The sequence below is a fragment of the Shewanella sp. Shew256 genome, from assembly GCF_002196695.1.
GTDB classification, from domain to species: domain Bacteria; phylum Pseudomonadota; class Gammaproteobacteria; order Enterobacterales; family Shewanellaceae; genus Shewanella; species Shewanella mangrovisoli.
Map to the genome: position 1 here is coordinate 471255 of NZ_NAJR01000003.1, position 17434 is coordinate 488688.

15 protein-coding genes are annotated in these 17434 nt (G+C 48.1%); 11 read left to right on the top strand and 4 right to left on the bottom strand.

Going from position 1 to position 17434, the window contains the following annotated elements; genetic code table 11:
• Nucleotide 1 precedes the first annotated feature (1 nt).
• Nucleotides 2-856: a 4-(cytidine 5'-diphospho)-2-C-methyl-D-erythritol kinase gene (gene ispE, locus B5P39_RS07745; RefSeq protein WP_088211046.1), complete on the top strand. Its 855-nt coding sequence runs from the start codon at nucleotides 2-4 to the stop codon at nucleotides 854-856.
• A gap of 112 nt (nucleotides 857-968) precedes the next feature.
• Entirely contained in the window at nucleotides 969-1916 is a 948-nt protein-coding gene (locus tag B5P39_RS07750) for a ribose-phosphate pyrophosphokinase (protein WP_011623915.1), read from the top strand.
• Between the two features lie 185 nt (nucleotides 1917-2101).
• Here the strand turns inward: B5P39_RS07750 and B5P39_RS07755 are convergent, their stop codons facing one another.
• Nucleotides 2102-3964: a methyl-accepting chemotaxis protein gene (locus B5P39_RS07755; RefSeq protein WP_088211047.1), complete on the bottom strand. Its 1863-nt coding sequence runs from the start codon at nucleotides 3962-3964 to the stop codon at nucleotides 2102-2104.
• A gap of 401 nt (nucleotides 3965-4365) precedes the next feature.
• Here B5P39_RS07755 and B5P39_RS07760 point away from each other — a divergent pair, with 401 nt between their 5' ends.
• The 3 genes from B5P39_RS07760 to B5P39_RS07770 are packed head-to-tail and all read left to right on the top strand — an operon-like array spanning nucleotide 4366 to nucleotide 6430.
• Nucleotides 4366-4899 (top strand): RNA polymerase sigma factor, encoded by a 534-nt coding sequence (locus tag B5P39_RS07760; RefSeq protein WP_088211048.1) that lies wholly within the window; start codon nucleotides 4366-4368, stop codon nucleotides 4897-4899.
• Nucleotides 4899-5477 (top strand): anti-sigma factor, encoded by a 579-nt coding sequence (locus B5P39_RS07765; RefSeq protein ID WP_088211049.1) that lies wholly within the window; start codon nucleotides 4899-4901, stop codon nucleotides 5475-5477. The genes B5P39_RS07760 and B5P39_RS07765 overlap by 1 nt, the downstream gene beginning before the upstream one ends.
• Complete coding sequence (locus tag B5P39_RS07770; RefSeq protein WP_088211050.1) at nucleotides 5474-6430, top strand: DUF4097 family beta strand repeat-containing protein; 957 nt, start codon at nucleotides 5474-5476, stop codon at nucleotides 6428-6430. Before B5P39_RS07765 ends, B5P39_RS07770 begins: the two co-directional genes overlap by 4 nt.
• 85 nt (nucleotides 6431-6515) lie before the next feature.
• On the opposite strand, the gene rsuA is transcribed toward B5P39_RS07770, so the two are convergent.
• Nucleotides 6516-7223 (bottom strand): 16S rRNA pseudouridine(516) synthase RsuA, encoded by a 708-nt coding sequence (gene rsuA, locus B5P39_RS07775; protein WP_167373666.1) that lies wholly within the window; start codon nucleotides 7221-7223, stop codon nucleotides 6516-6518.
• A 338-nt stretch (nucleotides 7224-7561) separates the two neighbouring features.
• On the opposite strand from rsuA, the gene B5P39_RS07780 reads away from it, so the two are divergent.
• The 4 genes from B5P39_RS07780 to B5P39_RS07795 all read left to right on the top strand — a co-directional run bounded on the left by B5P39_RS07780 (nucleotide 7562) and on the right by B5P39_RS07795 (nucleotide 11855).
• Nucleotides 7562-9646, top strand: coding sequence for a M13 family metallopeptidase (locus tag B5P39_RS07780; RefSeq protein ID WP_088211052.1), 2085 nt, complete (start codon nucleotides 7562-7564; stop codon nucleotides 9644-9646).
• A 192-nt stretch (nucleotides 9647-9838) separates the two neighbouring features.
• Nucleotides 9839-10624, top strand: coding sequence for a RelA/SpoT domain-containing protein (locus B5P39_RS07785; RefSeq protein WP_088211053.1), 786 nt, complete (start codon nucleotides 9839-9841; stop codon nucleotides 10622-10624).
• Nucleotides 10625-10905: 281 nt separating this feature from the next.
• A complete protein-coding gene (locus B5P39_RS07790) occupies nucleotides 10906-11313 on the top strand; it encodes an SMI1/KNR4 family protein (protein ID WP_011623923.1) in 408 nt (135 codons plus the stop codon).
• A 41-nt stretch (nucleotides 11314-11354) separates the two neighbouring features.
• Nucleotides 11355-11855: a DUF4447 family protein gene (locus B5P39_RS07795; RefSeq protein WP_011623924.1), complete on the top strand. Its 501-nt coding sequence runs from the start codon at nucleotides 11355-11357 to the stop codon at nucleotides 11853-11855.
• Nucleotides 11856-11927: 72 nt separating this feature from the next.
• On the opposite strand, the gene B5P39_RS07800 is transcribed toward B5P39_RS07795, so the two are convergent.
• Together B5P39_RS07800 and B5P39_RS07805 are read right to left on the bottom strand one after the other, a co-directional pair.
• Entirely contained in the window at nucleotides 11928-12557 is a 630-nt protein-coding gene (locus B5P39_RS07800; RefSeq protein ID WP_088211054.1) for a glutathione S-transferase family protein, read from the bottom strand.
• Nucleotides 12558-12674: 117 nt separating this feature from the next.
• A complete protein-coding gene (locus tag B5P39_RS07805; protein WP_088211055.1) occupies nucleotides 12675-15260 on the bottom strand; it encodes a TonB-dependent receptor in 2586 nt (861 codons plus the stop codon).
• Nucleotides 15261-15461: 201 nt separating this feature from the next.
• Here B5P39_RS07805 and B5P39_RS07810 point away from each other — a divergent pair, with 201 nt between their 5' ends.
• Together B5P39_RS07810 and B5P39_RS07815 are read left to right on the top strand one after the other, a co-directional pair.
• Nucleotides 15462-16004 carry a PH domain-containing protein gene (locus B5P39_RS07810; RefSeq protein ID WP_088211056.1) on the top strand — a complete coding sequence of 181 codons (543 nt, stop codon included), beginning with the start codon at nucleotides 15462-15464 and terminating at the stop codon, nucleotides 16002-16004.
• A gap of 83 nt (nucleotides 16005-16087) precedes the next feature.
• Nucleotides 16088-17374, top strand: coding sequence for an Nramp family divalent metal transporter (locus B5P39_RS07815; protein ID WP_088211057.1), 1287 nt, complete (start codon nucleotides 16088-16090; stop codon nucleotides 17372-17374).
• The last annotated feature ends 60 nt before the right edge of the window (nucleotides 17375-17434 follow it).

Consider the following 17434-nt stretch of genomic DNA (forward strand, 5'->3'; position numbering starts at 1 on the left):
CATGTCGAATGAGATTTCACGCAACTGGCCCGCGCCCGCCAAATTAAATCTGTTTCTGCATATCAACGGCCGCCGCGCCGACGGTTACCATGAGTTGCAAACCCTGTTTCAATTTATCGATTGTTGCGATCAACTCGATTTTAGGGTGACACAGACGCCAGAGCTGATATTGCACTCGAACATGTCGGCCGTTGTCGCCGATAGCGATAACTTAATTCTGCGAGCCGCAAAATCATTACAGCAAGCGACAGGTTATCCTGGCGGCGCCGAAATCTGGCTCGAAAAACGTTTACCCATGGGCGGTGGTTTAGGTGGCGGTTCCTCCGATGCAGCCACCACACTCGTGGCCTTAAATCAGTTGTGGAACACCCAATTATCTAACGATGAATTAGCGACGATTGGTTTAAAACTCGGTGCCGATATCCCTGTTTTTATTCGCGGTTTCGCAGCATTTGCCGAAGGTGTTGGCGAACGTTTACAGGCGGTGACGCCCACTGAATTTTGGTATTTAGTCATCGCGCCCGATGCCCATGTTTCCACCGCTGCGGTGTTCCAAGATCCTTTGCTACCCCGCAATACACCTAAGCTTGGCATCGACACCTTAATGAGCCAACCTTGGGCAAATGATTGCCAAGATCTGGTCGTTTCCAAATACCCTCAAGTTGCCAAGGCCTTAGGCTGGCTGCTAGAATATGCGCCGTCGAGAATGACCGGAACGGGCGCATGCGTGTTTGGGGAGTTTTCTTCGCAGCAGCAAGCTCTCGCAGCCTTGGCGAAATTACCGTCTGATATGCAAGGATTTGTTGCAAAAGGGATGAATATTTCGCCGCTCATAGTGCGACTCACTCATCCATAAACTACTTTCTTCTAGAGCAACTTTTTACGATAGCCCACGGGTTCCGCTCCCGTCCCCGCATCGTCGTTGCTCTAGCCACTAAAATATAAAGCAAACGCCTGAGGTTCATACAGTGCCCGACATCAAGCTCTTTGCTGGGAACGCCACCCCCAGTCTCGCTAAGAAGATAGCCGATCGTCTATTTTGTAAACTCGGAGACGCAGTGGTTGGTCGTTTCAGCGATGGTGAAATCAGTGTCCAAATTAACGAAAATGTACGTGGTGCCGATGTGTTTATCATCCAATCCACCTGCGCCCCAACTAACGATAACCTAATGGAACTTATCGTTATGGTTGACGCGCTACGCCGTGCATCTGCCGGTCGTATCACTGCCGTTATTCCTTACTTTGGTTATGCTCGTCAAGACCGTCGCGTACGTAGCGCACGTGTACCTATTACTGCAAAAGTTGTTGCTGACTTCCTGTCAAGCGTCGGTGTTGACCGCGTTCTGACCTGTGATTTACACGCAGAGCAAATTCAAGGCTTCTTCGACGTACCAGTAGACAACGTGTTCGGTAGCCCTGTGCTGCTCGAAGATATGCTGGCGAAGAAATTAGATAACCCAGTGGTTGTTTCTCCAGATATCGGTGGTGTTGTCCGCGCTCGTGCAGTGGCAAAACTATTAGATGATTCTGATCTGGCCATTATCGATAAGCGTCGTCCACAGGCAAACGTAGCGCAAGTGATGCACATCATTGGTGACGTTCAAGGCCGTGACTGCATTATCGTTGACGATATGATCGACACAGGCGGCACTCTGTGTAAAGCGGCTGAAGCCTTAAAAGAACACGGTGCAAACCGCGTATTTGCTTACGCGACTCACCCAGTATTCTCTGGCAAAGCGGCTGAAAATATCGAAAACTCAGTGATCGATGAAGTTATCGTGACCGATACTGTACCTTTAAGCCCTGAAATGCTTAAAGTGGCTAAAGTGACTCAACTGACGATGTCGGCCGTATTGGCAGAAGCCATTCGCCGCGTCAGCAACGAAGAGTCTATCTCTGCAATGTTCAGCCACTAATCGCGGCGCTTTGCATAAAAAACGCACCTTAGGGTGCGTTTTTTGTTGGTGGGTTTTATCGCAGTTTTCATTTAGAGCTATTCACGTTAATTCACTCACGCAGCCATCTTAAGGCAAACCTCAGCGCTTAACTTCGCCATAAAAAAACGCACCCTAAGGTGCGTTTCTGACTGACAAAAGTGCGACTAGATCTTAAAGTGACTCACAGCACTGACCAGATATTCGGCGCGGGATTTAAGTTCATCCGAAGCCGATGCATTGGCATCGGCAGCCCGAGAAGAATCCTCAGCAATATCACGGATAACGACCACGTTCTTATTCACTTCGGCGGCAACCATGCTCTGCTCTTCAATCGCTGCGGCAATCTGTGTGCTCATATCCATAATATTATGCACATCGGTATTGATAAGCTTCAGCAACTCTCCCGCCGCTGCGGCCTGCTCGGCACTCTCGGCGCCTTGCTTTTGGCTCGCATCCATTAATTGCACTATGGCGCGGGTTCGACTTTGCAGGGTTTGAATAATGTTGGCAATTTCCTGTGTCGATGTCTGAGTTCGCATCGCCAGACTGCGTACTTCGTCGGCAACCACGGCAAAACCACGGCCTTGCTCACCCGCGCGAGCAGCCTCAATCGCCGCATTGAGTGCCAGTAAGTTGGTTTGCTCCGCAATGCCACGGATCACATCGAGCACGCTACCAATGGTTTCACTGTCACGCTCGAGCTCATCCACCACAGAGGCGCTGCTGTTAATCTGATCTGACAGTTGTCTGATCTTAAGGATGGTTTGCTCAACCTCAGTTTGCCCTAATTGGGTGTTATCATGGGTTTTACCCGCTTTGAGGGCTGCAAGCTCGGTAGTTTTAGCAATTTCATCAATGGTCGCGCCCATTTCGGTAATCGCCGTCGCCACCATATCGGTTTCATTAAGCTGCTGTGCAACGCCTTCGGACGCGAGCATAGCGTTCTCTGACACACTCTTACAGGAGGTGTTAATCGTGGCGACTGAGTCAATAACCTGCTCGATAAGCTGCTGGAAGCTTCCCACCATGCTGTTGAAATGCTGAGCAATTTCACCCAGCTCATCCTGGGTCGAGGCATCGCATCTGAGGGTTAAATCCTTGCTGACCTCGATACGTGAAATCACCTGAGTGATACGCTCAACTGGGGTGATAATACTGCGGATGATGAGGTAGGTAATCACAGCAAGGATCAGGGCGATAACCACGAAGACCAAAATCCCGATATTCACGCTGCTGCTTTCAGTATCATCGATGGCTTTTAACGCAAGATTATGCAACTCGTCGGCACTGGCTTCGGTCAACTTATTCGCGGCGATCAATTTTGCCATGGTGCCATCTTTTTCACTGAGACCCAGTTGCTGCTCTTTATTAACTAAGCTCTTAAAATCCTTTTGATATTGCTCAATTAAGGCCGCAATTTTATTTTGGGTATCCGTGTCTAAACTCGATGCTCTGAGGCTAGCATTGAACTTGGCGATGTTAGCGTCGAAGGTCTCGACATAGCTCATCTCGCGGCGCAGCATAAAGTCTTTTTCGTTGCGGCGTAGCTGCAACATGGCGACTTCGAGGGATAACTGGTCGTATTCCTTCAACATGGACTCGACATTATGCACTGCCGTTCTTAGGGTGCCGTAGAGACCCGTTTTAGGGGTTAAACCAATTTCTTGTTGGAGCTGAACGACTTCGTTGAAGGCGACTTGATACTGATTGAGGTTACGATCAAAGCTTTCGAGTGACGCAGTGGAAACCTTGTATTTTTTAAAAATACTCTCGAGACTCGGGACTAACTCATCAATCTTTGCATGTACTTCTTTATGCTTTTCAACATATTGAATATCTTTTCGACCAAAGAAGTCCTTTTCATTTTTACGCAGTAGCAAAACGTCTCGCTCTAGCTCGAGAACGGTTTGCGCGGCGTGGGAGAGTTCCGACTCAACCGAATTAGAATGAAGCTGCAATCCAAACATGGCAATCAAGGCCGTCACGGATACAGCGGCACTGAGTAACAACTTTGAGCGGATTAACATATAAAGCCCCTAATAAATAACATCTCTTAAAAAGATAGCTGGGAGTTAGGCCTTTAACAGCAAAATATCCCTGATATACAAAGTTTATCTTTTATTTATTGTGCACTGGTCGAGCAATGCTCCTCTTCACACCATCACCATTAACTGCAACACCAGTATTAGGCTGAATATCGCGAATGATTTATCCTGCTGTATTAGCGATCACACCTGAATACCATTTGGTATAAAATTAATAACTTCATAAAGTTAGCGCCAAAATACACCACTAATTTTACTACAACAACGCAAAGAGTTACGCAATATCTAAAAATAAACTGAATATATTTTTATTGGATACAAACCTTTTGCGCTTTTCAAAGCGTCCAATCAGTAACCATTCACCTTGATGACAGGAAAATACAGTGACGGCAGGGAGACTCCCACTCAACGATGCAATGTCAGAATTTGACCTCATCACCTTGGCCAGCCAAGGGAATAGAGCCGCATTTAAGCAACTGTATTTACACCATCATCCAAGGGTATATGCCCTATCACTGCGATTATCAGGCCAAGCCTCTCAGGCGGAAGAAATCACCCAAGAGTGCTTTATTCTGGTCTGGCAGAAATTGCCGCAGTTTAGGGGGGAGAGCCAATTTTCCACTTGGTTACACAGCATTTGTGTGAATCAAGCACTGAGTTTTATCCGTAAGCAAAAGTCGTTTTGGGCGCGTTTTATCCCAATGGAGAGTGACGATGAACATTCAAGCGCAGATGAGCATTATCAAGGGTTAGACAAATTGATCCTCAGACTGCCAGAGCGGGCGCGTATCGTGTTTGTGCTCTGCGCCATTGAAGGCTATCAACATGAAGAAATTGCGCAATTACTTGGGATTGCGGTGGGAACCAGCAAGACCCAGTACCACAGAGCCAAGCAATTACTACAGGAGATGCTGTAATGTCCTTATCTAACGATCCCCGCGAGGCCAAGCTCCAACAGTTGATTGATGATGCCCCCAAAGCATTAACTCCCAAGCGGGATCTTTGGCAAGGCATAGAAAAACGTATGGATAAGCCATTGGCGTCGCAAACGGCGGTTCGCCAAGCGCCGCGACTGCAAGGCGTGCAATGGGCGATTGCCGCAACTGTGGTGCTGGCGGTGTTCTTCGGTTTTTACACTCAAGCTCCGGTAAAAACGTTGCTCCCTGAACAAATCGTCAGCCAACCGGCGGATGATGAACAAGCACTGCACACTCTGCTTAGCCAAATTGCCCAGACACATCAAGCCCAAGTGACGAGCCTTGAACAAACCCCGACGGTTGTGGCTTGGCAAACCAGTCGCTTTAGCGCGCCATTAGAGCAAGGCTTAGCGGAATTACGCCGTGCCGGCGAACAGATTTATCAAGCGTTACAAGCTAATCCAACCGACAAACAACTTTGGCAACTCTGGCTTTGGGTGCAACAACGTGAACTCGATTTGCTACAGCAAGGCCAAAAACTTCCGATTCAAAACTCAACACAAGGAAATAGCATATGAGCCATTTTACCCTCACGAAAACCAGTATCTTAGTGTCGACGCTTTATTTTGGCCTTATGGGCAGTGTGTTCGCCGCTGAAAGTGTGGATAAACAGTTGCCGATGAGCAGCGATACCCTGCTGCAAATCAAAGTCCAACGGGGCGAAGTGCAAATTCAAAGCTGGGATAAAAATGAAGTCAGCGTGACGGGCACTCTCGATGAGCTGAGCGAAGGCTTTGTCTTTGAACAAAAAGGTAACAACCTGAATATCGAAGATAAAATGCCACGCCACTATAACGGCAGTGACAATAACGGCTCAAAACTCACCATTAAGGTGCCTAAAACCGTCAAACTGAACGCCGATACGATTTCAGCCAATCTGCAAATCAGCCAGACTCAAGGCGAGCTCGAACTCAATACCGTTAGCGGAAATATCACCGCCGAGGCACTGGATGGCACACCGACATTGCACACTGTGTCAGGCGATATCACCACTAAGGGGTTAGCGGGTAAAGTGATGTTAGATACCGTCTCCGGTGAGATTAAAGACACCCAAAGCAAAGGCGAAATCAAATACCGTTTAGTGAGCGGTGATCTCGACAGCCAAACCTTAGCCGATAAAGTGAAAGTCGAGCAGGTTTCGGGGGAAATCAAAGCCGACTTAAATACCGCCAAAGAAGTCAATGTCCGCACAGTGAGTGGCGACACTCAAGTGTCACTGGCAAAAAGCTTCGATAAAGCCAATCTAGAGAGCGTCAGTGGCGATATTATTGTGACATTTGCTGATACACCCGATGCCAATTTCGAGCTCAATGGCGGCCCAGGCGGCAAAATCAAAAATGGCTTGAGCCAAGATGTGCCACAAAGACAAAAATACGTGCCGAATGAATCCTTAAGCTTCCAAACGGGCTCTGGTAGCGCCAGTGTGAAGATGGATACCATTAGCGGTAATCTGATCCTGAAAAAACAATAGCCTTATCAGAAAACGCTAATTGGCGATAAAAAATAGCAATAAAAATGCCGCTCATCAGGAGCGGCATTTTTTTAGCCAAACGGTGTTAAATCGAGGCGATTTCTTCGCTCGTCAGATAACGCCATTCGCCTAGGGCAAGTTCTGCGTCTAATTCAATTTTGCCAATGCTTTCTCGATGTAAGCCAACCACATGATTGCCTACGGCGGCAAACATCCGCTTCACTTGGTGATACTTACCTTCGGTAATGGTTAAACGCACCAACTGCGGCTCGATAATTTCAAGCACTGCGGGTTTTGTTAGGCCGTCTTCGTTTCTCAGCTCCACTCCAGCGGCAAAAACGCCAATCAGACTCTCATCCACAGGCTCGGCTAACGTCACTAAGTAACGCTTGCCACATTCTTTTTTCGGCGAGGTGATCCGATGCGACCATTGACCATCACTCGTGATCAACACTAGGCCCGTGGTATCGGCATCTAAACGGCCGGCAATGTGTAAGGTGTCGGGCTTTTCAATATCCAATAGGCTCAATACCGAAGGGTAGACTTCATCTATGGTCGAGCAAATCGTATCCACGGGTTTATTGAGCATCAGGTAACGCTCACCGAGGAGGGAGATAGGCTCACCTTCGAGGCACACTTGCATCCCCTCGAGCACTTTAAAGCCAGCATCTTTAATCACAGCCCCATCACAGGTGATGTCACCACGGTGCAGGGCTTTTTTCGCTAAAGAACGGGTAAGCGAGGTACTTTCACAGATAAATTTGTCTAAACGCACGGGACGACTCAACTTCAATAAATGAAAACCGCCGTATTATGAGGCCCTACGGACGAAAGGGCAAAGCCTAGCCAATCAAATTACCCAAACGCGTGCTCGGTTACGCAGTGCAAACATAAGTGCTTACTTACTTGACAGAGCTTGCGTACGGTATGTTTGGCGGTTTTTAGGCCAAATTCAACCATGGTAATTTTTAGTTACAACTGACGGATAATAAATCCGGCTGAAAAAGTGTAATCACCTTGTTTAGATTCCCACTAAAGCATTAACATACGTAGCGTTGCGCCTGAAGCAATCCCATTTTGCAGCTAAACAGGCCCAGAGATGGGCACAATAACAAATTCGAAGGAAACGACATGAGAAAAGTACTCATTGGGGGACTGTGTGCCTCACTCATCGCGGGCCTCACTGCCTGTAATGACAAACCCGCTGAAGTTAAAGCGCCAGAAACCACTAAAACCGCCACTGCTGCCGCTGTGACTAAAGCATTAGGTTCAGGTATCGAATTTGAAAACTTCGATAAATCAGTGCGTCCACAGGACGACTTCTATGAATATGTTAACGGCGCTTGGCTGAAGAAAGCCGAGATCCCAGCCGATCGCACTAGCATTGGTGCCTTCTACGATCTGCGTGAAAAATCCCGTGATGACGTTAAAGCCATTATCGAAGAAGTGGCCGCCACGCCAAATCTGGCCGAAGGTACTGACGAGCAAAAAGTGGCTGACCTTTACCGTTCATTTATGGACACTGCGACGCTAAACAAGCTGGGCGTGACGCCACTGAAAGGCGAGTTTGATGCCATCAACGCTCTAAAAGATAAAAATGAGCTGGTGAAATACTTCGCCCACAGCCAAATCATGGGCGCCGGTACGCCTATCGCCTTCTACATCGATATCGATGCGAAAAACTCTAGCCGTTACGCCACTCACCTATGGCAATACGGTTTAAGCCTGCCGGAAAAAGATTACTACTTCAACGAAGCAGAGCGTTTCGTCAATATCCGTAAAGCTTACGTAGCCCATATTGAAAAAATGTTCACGCTGGCTGGTCTTGCAGATCCAAAAGCTAGCGCTGAGTCAATCCTCGCACTCGAAACTGCGATTGCCTCTAAGCATTGGGATGTGGTTGAAACCCGCGACAGCACTAAGACCTACAACTTGTACCAAGTTAAAGATCTACCAAGCTTAGCGCCAGATATCGACTGGACAGGCTACTTAACGACATTAGGTGCTGACAAGCAAACCGACATTATCGTTAACCAACCAAGCTATATCCAAGGCCTGAACGAAGTCCTCAAAACGACCGATCTAGCGACTTGGAAAACCTACATGCAATGGCAAGTGCTGACCCACGCGGCGAGCAACTTAAGCGAAGACTTCGACAACGAAAACTTTGCCTTCTTCTCTAAAATCCTTAACGGTCAAGAAGAACAAGAACCACGTTGGAAGCGTGGTGTTGCGGCAGTCAACGGTGTATTAGGTGAAGTGGTGGGTAAAGTGTACGTGAAGCGTCACTTCGCTCCAGAAGCTAAAGAGCGTATGCAAGCACTGGTTGAAAACCTGCGCGGTGCTTACGGCGACAGCATCAAAGATCTGACTTGGATGAGCGATACAACTAAGCAAGCTGCTGCCGAAAAATTAGCAAAATTCAACCCGAAAATTGGTTATCCAAACAAGTGGGAAGATTACAGCAAGCTGACCATCAAAGCCGATGATTTGATTGGTAACGCGGTTCGCGCAAGCGAAGTTGAGCACGCTAAGTCACTGGCTAAGTTAGGCGCGCCAATCGATAAAGACGAGTGGCACATGACCCCACAAACGGTTAACGCCTACTACAACCCAACCATGAACGAAATCGTGTTCCCAGCGGCAATTCTGCAACCACCTTTCTTCAACATGGAAGCGGATGATGCCGTCAACTACGGTGGTATCGGTGCGGTTATCGGTCACGAAATGGGCCATGGTTTCGACGACCAAGGCGCTAAGTTCGACGGCGAAGGCAATATGCGCGACTGGTGGACAGAGAAAGACTTAGAAGAATTCTCTGCTCGTGGTAAGGCGCTGATCGCACAATACGATGGTTACTATGTGTTTGACGATCTGCACGTGAACGGCAGCCTGACCTTAGGCGAAAACATCGGTGACTTATCGGGCGTGACTATCGCTTACCGTGCGTACAAAAAGTCGCTAAATGGCAAAGAAGCACCGGTTATCGACGGTCTAACTGGCGACCAACGTTTCTTCATCGGCTTCACGCAAATTTGGCGTGCAAAAGCCAAAGAAGAAGCCCTGCGTAACCGCGTAGCGACAGATCCACACTCACCAGCTGAATTCCGTGCACTGGGTGCGCTATCTAACATGCCTGAGTTCTACACCACCTATGATGTGAAACCAGGTGATGCTATGTACATAGCACCAGAGAAACGCGTGAAAATTTGGTAATCCCAAATTAATTCAAGACAGTAGTAAATAAACCCAATAGCGCCGCTCACAAGAGCGGCGCTATTTTTTAGGCACGAAAAATGTGAACCCCAAACATGAACAAGTCTTCATCATTGATTCAGCTTTAATTAAGCCACTCCAGCCTATGGTATCCCTGTGATGTGTATCACTCCCATAAGGAAGTAGGCCGTTATGAATAAGTTATTTCGTACCTTTTTTATCTTTCTACTCTTATTATCGACCCGTACAGGCGTAGCCAATCCTTTAGATATCAATGACAGCAGAGCCGAACGCGGTAATTACAGTGCAAGGCAGGCTCAAAGCCATGATCTGCATGGTCTTTATGCGCTAAACACTCAAACCTTCGCCCCCCCACGTCAAGCTTCGGCCTGTTTAGACAACTTATATTCCAATGCCCACGCGGCCCAAAATGAACTCGCAAGCCTGTTGCAGACAGTGGTCGCCAGTTCACAAGCGCAGGTGATTTTGCCTGATGTGAAAAGTTATCAACGCGCCGCCGAGAAGGTCGCCATCAAATTTAATGGGGATGCGAGCCAGATCACCGACCTTGCCCGCGCTAGCATCGTCAGTAACAGTATCTCCGAGCTGATGCAAAGCTATTACGCCTTAAGCGAGCAAGCTCAGGTCGTGAAACAGAAAAACCGTTTCGCCGAGCCTAAAGCCTCAGGTTATCGCGACCTTAACTTACTGGTACGTTTGCCCGAAAGCGGCATGATTGCTGAGGTCCAATTACACCTTAAGGATATTGCCGACATCAAAAGCGGCCCAGAACACAAGGTTTACGAACAGGTTCAACAGATTGAGGCGAACGCGATCAAACAGCAACGGGGGTTAAGTGAGTTTGAAACCGCGCAGATCGCTAAGCTGCGCCAAGAGTCACATAAGCTGTATCACAAAGCTTGGCTTAACTATAAACGCGTCGATGAAGGACTACTGCTCACTAACTCAGTAGCTTAATCACCTGTTTGTTTAATTGTTTAATTGTTTAATTGTTTAATTGTTTAATCGCTTTACCGTTTAGCTCTGTACCACTTCCACTGTTGCGCTGGCTATTTGTGAAAACAGATGCCAGCGCTTTTTTTTACGGAGTCACACCAGACTCAACCCGAAGCGTCACTGCTGCAAATACGCAAACTAAAGCCGAACTATCCCTACTACAAGCTCACCGCCCTTCCCTCGCATCCAGCCTTGTTTCCCTATATAATCCCGCGCCATAAGGCGACCCTTAAGGAAATTCCATGCACGACATTATTGAGCAACTCCAAGAACGCAGCGAAACCGTGCCTGTGCCACTCGAGTTACCGACATTCGAGCAGTTAGTGGAGGTTGAGGAACAGATTTTGATCCCGCTGCCACGGGAATTAAAGGAATACCTACTCCATGCCAGTGATGTGATTTATGGCGCGATTGAGCCTGTGACTGCAGCCGATCCCTATTCACACACCTATTTACCCGAAGTCACCTGCTATGCTTGGTCAATCGGCTTGCCAAGGGACTTAATCGCCATCTGCCAATTGGGCGATGACTTTTACTGTATCGATCAGGATGGCCAAGTTCACTTCTGGCAAAATGGTGACTTTACCGATACTTATTGGGAATCCTTCTGGGAATGGGTCGAAGATATTTGGCTTAAAAACAAATACTGATTTTACCGAGATTTTATTTTTATCAACTTGAGAACCGCATTATGTCTAAAAATATTGGCTTGAACGCCATCGAAATGAGCTACTTACGCCAATCACTCAGCCTCAGTGCGGCTCAAGTAGGACAACTGACCAACCACAGCGAAGCCGATGTATTAGCCTGGGAAAATGCTGAAACACAGGCCCCGGAACTGGCACAGAAAAAGCTCTTAGATCTTGATGATATTATCGAGATGCAAGTGCTCAATACCACTGACGGCATCGAAGCCTTATTCAAGAAAGAGCCTAAGCGTCACTTGGCCTTCGTGGTGTATCCAACCCAAGCCGTTTACACCCAATATAATCCTGAATTTTTAAGCTCGCTGCCGTTGACTGAGCTATACAACACGGCGGCATGGCGCATTAAGAAAGAATGTAAACTGGTGCTCGAAGTGGATGTTAGCTTAGTCAATCTCGATGTCGAAGCCTACAAGGCATTCCGTGAGCAAAATGGGTTAAGCGAAAGCCGTGAAAGCCGCGCCAAATGGGCGGCAACTCAGCTATAAACGCTAAACGACTTAAGCAAAAAGGGCAGAAGTAAATCTTCTGCCCTTTTGTTTTTTATCGCTTAGTGCCAATTAAGCCTGCGCTGCGTTGGCGACGGCTTCCATTTTGGCGAGTGCCGATTTACGCGAAGGACGCGCCGCAATTCTATCGCGATACGCCGCCAATTTAGGCGGGATCTGCTGCTCAAATAAGGTGCCCCACATCAGTGTATGCGCCAGCAGAATATCGGCTACCGATAAGGTGTCACCGAGTAAAAAGTCACTATCGGGCAGCATAGCTTCAGCCAAGGCCGCCGCCTTATCAAACTCCCACACAGCACAAGGCATGATGGAAGGATGACGCTGAGCTTCCGGCAGTGCAAATTTATGCTTACCGAGGGTCCATAGAGGCTGCTCGAGTTCGGTAATAATAAAGCTCACCCATTGATGATGCAGACCCGATGCCGCAGTGCCCGCTTCAGGTAACAAATTACCAAACTTCTCCGCCAGATACAGGCAAATAGCCGCAGACTCAGACAATACAAGATTATCGTCGGTTAACACTGGCACTTTACCGCAGGGATTAAGCGCTAAAAAGTCGGCGCTACGGTGCTCGCCCTTATTCATATCCACAAACGAAAAGACCCACTCGGCGCCTAACTCTTCTAGCACCCAAGCGACTCGTAATGCACGGCTGCGGGGCATGCCATATAAGGTGATCATATTAACGTCCTTTTAGTGATGACTGATTAACGAGAACGAAGATACACTGTGTCGCGACAGAGTAAAATACAAAAACGGCGCCGAAGCGCCGTTTCCAATAACTCTGCCAATGACTAATTAGAAGTTCATGGTCAGTTTAGTGTAGATATAACGTCCCATAGGGTTGTGTACAGAAATCACATACCCATAGAGGTCGGTATCGCCGTCACCAATCGCAAACGGTGGCTCTTCATCGAACAGGTTGTTCACGCCTAATGTCAGCTTAAACATCTCGTTGAAACGGTAACTACCTGACATATCGACTAATAACTGCGCATCAACCATACGAGACTTGTTGGTTTCGAAATCTAACACGCCGTCAAAGTCGATATCTGGAGTATCTTCGAACTCACCGATGTAGCTCAGGTTTACGTTGGCGGCGAAGTTATCCATGGTCCAGTTCGTGGTGAGCAACCAGCGATGTTGTGGAAACTTGTACTCGCCAGTGTAATCGAGACCGTCTTTTTCGAAGTTATGTAAGTAGCTGTACTCTAGACCAAACTTCAAATCACCAAAGCTATCTAGCTCAAGACCATAGTGGGTTGACAGGTCAACACCCTGCACATCCTGCGAGCTTAAGTTGATAAAGCTTGAGTGAATAATGCTGATAGGACCTAAGGTTTGACCCGCTTGCGGTGCTAAACGCTCACACACAGTGCTGTTTTGATCATTACAGTTTGCGGTGTAGATATCACCCAATGGCTGCTTATCGATCTTGTTATCTTGAGTGATGCTGTAAACATCAAAACCGATATCAAACTTCTGGCTTGGCGCCCAGATAAGTCCAAGGTTCCATGTTTCTGACTCTTCGGCATCCAACTCAGAGTTACCTTGGAATTCAGTGTTGTAGTCGAGCGCTTCGCAATCCACCCCATCGGCGGCGCAGCGATAAGTATCGATAAAGAAACTACTTTCGCGTGATGGGCCTAAACCGATTTGTGCTAATGAAGGCGCACGGAAACCCGTTGACCAAGAACCACGGCTTGTCAGCTCATCGGTGATGCCCCATTGGAACGCCACTTTAGGGTTAGTGGTTGAACCAAAATCGCTGTAGTGGTCGTAGCGACCCGCGAGTTGCAGCTCAAAGTTATCTGTGACAGGAATAGAGAACTCCACATAACCCGCGTATTGGTCACGAGAGGCCGCCGCAGAAACCGCTTCGGTACCAAAAATCAGCCCACGTTGGAACTGTTCATCCGGCACGTCGCTCACGCTTTCTTCACGGTATTCCACACCCGCTGCCATCATAATATCGCGATCGGCAATGGTGAAAGCCTGACCGGAAATGTTCGCCGCGTAAGAGGTCATGCTCGATAAACCTTGGCGAACTAGGCTAGTCGTAATGGCATCAATCACATCCTGCGAGTTCATGGTGCCGCCAAAAGGATTGTAGCGACCCGCATCGATCTCAGCTTGCAGGTAATCGGTTCTGACCCAACCTTGAGTACGATCGCCCGTTTGAGTCGATTCACTGCGGCCGCGTTGTACCGAGGCTTCCCAATCCCACTCTTTAATCGTGCCACGTAAACCCGCCACTAAGCGCAGGGTGTCGGACTCGATATCCCAGCGACGTGCGCCTGCATCTACTGTGCGGAAACGACCGATTTCGATATCTTTGCCCCAAGGATTATTTGGGTGAGAGCCAGGCACAGTTAAGGCCGCATCTTCATCCAAAGGGGTTGGTGCACCACCCGCAATAGAAGAGTTATGTTGCGCCGCTAACTCGAGGAAAGCGGTTAAATCGTCATTGAAATGGTAATCGAATTGACCAATAGCCCCGATACGCTCAGCTTCAGGGATCACTAAGTTGTATGGGCCATAGTCAAATAAACAGCTGCCGCTGGCCGTGGCACGATCGGGTGGACAGGATGGATCGATAGTCTTCACACCATCGACATAAAAATAACCGGGGAAACCGCGTGAAGAACGGAAATCTTCACCACCGTAAGGGCTTTGATCGGCTGTGCCAAAACGGCCCAAATCGGTTGCCGCTAAGGTGTCATTTTTAAAATAGTCGAGAATAACCGACGCACTGCCCTTTTCGGATTTCACGCCCCAAACGACGCTCGCCGTGGTTTCATCGTAACCCGTACCCGGGGTATCACCGTAACCTAAGTTAACCTCAATCCCTTCGATGTCTTTTTTTAAGACAATGTTGACTACGCCCGCAATTGCATCGGAACCGTAAATCGCCGATGCACCATCTTTTAGAATATCGATGCGTTCAATCGCTGAAACCGGAATGTTGTTAATGTCGACGAAGGAGTTAGTGATACCTTCGGCAAAGGCACTGGCTGCAACACGACGACCATTAATCAATACCAGAGTGGCGTCGGGACCTAAGCCACGCAAACTGATCGAAGCACCACCGTTTGCGGTCGAGTCTTGGCTGTTACCACGGGTCGAAAAAGCGCCGGCACCGTTGGCTGGCATACGTTCGAGTAACTGCTGCAAGTTATCAAAACCCATGTTGGCAATATCTTCTTTGCCAATGGATTGAATCGGCGACGGTCCCTCGATGTCGGTGCGCTTAATACGAGAGCCCGTTACTTCAATTCGTTCAACTTTATCGGCACCATTGTCGGCTGCATAGCTAATACTCGGGGCAAATGCCATGGCAATTGCGATAGCACAAGCACTGGGTAGAATCTGAGGTCTTTTCATTTACATCCCCTAATCTTCATTTGTTAAATTTATTTTACTTTTATCAAACTAATTTTTAACACAACCAAGGTAATCGGTTGTAAAACAAAGTCAATGGGGCACTGAAAAAAGTTAAACTTTTGTTACTAATAAAAACCATGTATTTTCCAGCAGAGATCTCTCAAGATAGTTAACAACTGGATGCAAACATTAGGGAAGAAAATGCAAGAACAAACGATTCATGAAGCCGAATTTGAAGCTAACTTAGGCATGTATTGGTTACTCTCTGGAGCAGCTTACTTCACCCTAAGCATTGTAGGTATCCCCTTGTTACTACTGTGGTTCCCTATCGGCCTATGGGGAACTCGCCGCTATATTCGCAATATGAGCGCACGCTTAACCAGCAAAAAACTAATTGTGCGCAGAGGCATTTTAACTCGCACAGAAAATACGGTTCCCTTAGATAAAATTACCGATATCGCCCTCATTCAGGGGCCGATTATGCGCCTGATGGGGTTACATAAACTCACTGTAGAAACCGCAGGACAATCGGGCACTGGCGCCTTAATTAGTCTGGTGGGCATAGTCGATGCGCCGGGTTTTAGGGCGCAGATTTTGGAGCAAAAAGAACGCTTAAGTGATGTGCACTCACCCGCCGAGGCGAGTGCCCCCACGGAAGATAACGCCCTGCTGACCCAACTTGTGGAGATGACGGCAAGCTTAAAACGCATCGAAGCCCTACTCGCCGCCAAATACAATTCTTAACAGTTAACACCGCGACTTAAGTGCTTAGATAGCTCAGTATCAGACAGACCATGTCCAACGGATAAGGAAACACCCAGCGTATTATGGCGACTTCTCAAGTAAAACCCTTCCCCATGAATTGGACAGCACAACTGGCTCTCGGCATAAAGGCCATGGGACCCGGTGTATTAATGGCCGCAGCCGCGATTGGGGCCTCACATTTAGTGTCATCCACCCGCGCTGGCGCAGAATTTGGCTGGCAACTCGCCTGGGTGATTCTGGGAGTAAACTTGCTGAAATACCCCTTCTTTGCCGCGGGTGCGCGCTACACTGCCGCCACAGGGGAAAGCCTGCTGCATGGTTATCTAAAACAGGGACGGGGTTATCTGTGGCTATTCACTGGCCTCAATGTGATAGCTTCTATCGCCAGTACAGCGGGGGTTTGCATGTTAACCGCCGCCATGCTGACTCAGTTTATCCCCTTACCTATTGATGTGTTGGCGCTGTTGGTGCTGATAAGCTCACTATTGTTATTGATTTTAGGGCACTATTCATTGTTGGACAGGCTGACGAAGATCATCATGTTCGCCCTGACGCTCACCACTTTAATTGCGGTCGCGCTGGCATTGGATCATATGAAACCGCTAGAAAGTCAGTTTGTCTCCCCCTCGCCTTGGCAGTGGGCCCATGTCGGATTCTTGGTTGCCATGATGGGCTGGATGCCAGCGCCGATTGAGGTCAGCGCGTGGAATTCGCTGTGGTTATTGGAAAAACAAAAAACATCACCCGTTACCCCCGCCCAAGCCATCTTAGACTTTAACTTAGGCTATATCGTCACCGCAGTGTTAGCCGTGGTCTTTTTGGCCTTAGGCGCGCTGGTGATGCATGGCAGTGGTGAGCACTTTTCCGACTCTGGCGCCAAGTTTGCGAACCAATTAATCAACTTATATAGCCAAGTCATGGGCGGAGAAAGTCGCTATTTGATTGGCATAGTGGCGTTTTTATGTATTTTCAGCACCACTGTCACTGTTATCGATGGCTATAGCCGAACCTTGAACATGGGCTGGCAACTGCTGTCACGCTCGGCAGTCAGCGAAGCCCAATCGGACAAACGCCTGACAGGCATCATGCTCAGCGTAAGTGCATTAGGGTTAATGCTCATCCTGTTTTTTAAGGGCGCGCTGCTGCCACTGCTGGAGTTTGTGATGATTTTAGCCTTTATGACCACAGTGGTTTTTGCATGGCTAAACTATCGCTTAATGACTAGCACCCAACTGCCAGAGGCTCATCGTTATGGCACAAAAATGAAATGCCTCTCTTGGATAGGATTAAGCTATTTGCTTATTTTTGCAGTGCTTTTTATTTACTGGTATCTAGCGGTTAAGGTGTAGTTCAACTCATTTGAGCATGAGTCCTCAGCGCGGGCGCGGGCTCATGCTCTACTGTGCCAC

Coding starts and splice junctions, on each gene's coding strand:
- ispE (WP_088211046.1), top strand. CDS start 2: ATGTCGAATGAGATTTCACGCAACTGGCCCGCGCCCGCCAAATTAAAT.
- B5P39_RS07755 (WP_088211047.1), bottom strand. CDS start 3,964: ATGTTAATCCGCTCAAAGTTGTTACTCAGTGCCGCTGTATCCGTGACG.
- B5P39_RS07765 (WP_088211049.1), top strand. CDS start 4,899: ATGTCCTTATCTAACGATCCCCGCGAGGCCAAGCTCCAACAGTTGATT.
- B5P39_RS07770 (WP_088211050.1), top strand. CDS start 5,474: ATGAGCCATTTTACCCTCACGAAAACCAGTATCTTAGTGTCGACGCTT.
- B5P39_RS07780 (WP_088211052.1), top strand. CDS start 7,562: ATGAGAAAAGTACTCATTGGGGGACTGTGTGCCTCACTCATCGCGGGC.
- B5P39_RS07785 (WP_088211053.1), top strand. CDS start 9,839: ATGAATAAGTTATTTCGTACCTTTTTTATCTTTCTACTCTTATTATCG.
- B5P39_RS07790 (WP_011623923.1), top strand. CDS start 10,906: ATGCACGACATTATTGAGCAACTCCAAGAACGCAGCGAAACCGTGCCT.
- B5P39_RS07795 (WP_011623924.1), top strand. CDS start 11,355: ATGTCTAAAAATATTGGCTTGAACGCCATCGAAATGAGCTACTTACGC.
- B5P39_RS07800 (WP_088211054.1), bottom strand. CDS start 12,557: ATGATCACCTTATATGGCATGCCCCGCAGCCGTGCATTACGAGTCGCT.
- B5P39_RS07805 (WP_088211055.1), bottom strand. CDS start 15,260: ATGAAAAGACCTCAGATTCTACCCAGTGCTTGTGCTATCGCAATTGCC.
- B5P39_RS07810 (WP_088211056.1), top strand. CDS start 15,462: ATGCAAGAACAAACGATTCATGAAGCCGAATTTGAAGCTAACTTAGGC.
- B5P39_RS07815 (WP_088211057.1), top strand. CDS start 16,088: ATGGCGACTTCTCAAGTAAAACCCTTCCCCATGAATTGGACAGCACAA.